1 protein-coding gene is annotated in these 1116 nt (G+C 71.1%); it reads right to left on the bottom strand.

What is annotated here, in order from left to right:
• Positions 1-48 precede the first annotated feature (48 nt).
• On the bottom strand, positions 49-810 hold the full coding sequence (locus tag GJV64_RS14700; RefSeq protein WP_164158230.1) for a pseudouridine synthase: 762 nt from the start codon (positions 808-810) through the stop codon (positions 49-51).
• Between the last annotated feature and the right edge of the window lie 306 nt (positions 811-1116).

Here is a 1116-nt window from a genome sequence, read left to right on the forward strand (position 1 = left end):
CCGGCGCCGCCAGCGCCCGCCCCCGCCAGCGCCCGGCAATGACGCGCATCAGCCGCGTCCGGCGGGCTTCGGCGCCGGCTTCAGCATGGCTTTCAATGTCCTGAGATCGGCCTCCGGTATCTCGTCGGCCATGCGCGGCGGCAGGTCATCGAGGCCAATGGGGCCATAGGCGATGCGGATCAGCCGGTTCACCTGCAGCCCGACATGCTCCAGCACGCGCCGCACCTCGCGGTTCTTGCCTTCGCGGATGGTGACGATCAGCCACAGATTGTGGCCCATGCGCCGCTCGATGTCGGCCAGCACCGGGCCATAATGAACTCCGTCGATGGTGGCGCCATCGGCCAGGCTTTCCAGTGCCTTCTGGCTGACCTCACCAAAGGCGCGGACGCGATAGACGCGCGGCACGTTCGAGGACGGCAGTTCCAGCGCCCGCTTCAGCTCACCATCGGTGGTGAGCAGCAACAGGCCTTCGGTGTTCATGTCGAGCCGACCGACGGGGACGACGCGCGGCAGCCCGGCCGGCAATATGTCCATGATCGTCGGGCGGCCGGCGGGGTCGCGCGCCGTGGTGAGGAACCCGGCCGGCTTGTGGAAGCGATAGAGCTTGGCCGGCGCGATGCCGGCCACCGGCTGGCCGTCCACCGTCACGCCCTTCAAGCTGCTGATGTTGAGCGCCGGCGAGGTGAGGGGGGTGCCGTCGATGGCAATGCGGCCCTCGCCGATCAGCCGTTCGATGTCGCGGCGTGATCCGACGCCGGCGCGGGCCAGCGCCTTCGCAATGCGTTGCGGCGCGATCTCGGTTTCGCGCACCGGGATGGCGTTGCGTGGCGCCCTTTCGCGGCGCGGACCGTCGGCAGCTCGCGGAGCATTGGCGTTGCGCGGAGGCCTTTCGGTGCGCGGCGCTCTTTCGGAGCGTGAAGCGCTCTCGCTGCGCGGATTCCGTTCGCTGCGCGGCGCTCTTTCACTGCGCGGCTGGCGCGGGCCGTCGTCCTGCGCCGGCCTCCCGGCACGCTGCCGCGACGGTTCGCGTGTTTCGGGCGCGCGGTCGCTACGGGCGGGCCGGACAGGGCCGCTGCGGGCGCCGCCCCTGGCTGGGCCGCTCCTGCTGTTCGGGCC

The organism is Sandarakinorhabdus rubra, from assembly GCF_010994245.1.
GTDB classification, from domain to species: Bacteria; Pseudomonadota; Alphaproteobacteria; order Sphingomonadales; family Sphingomonadaceae; genus Sandarakinorhabdus; species Sandarakinorhabdus rubra.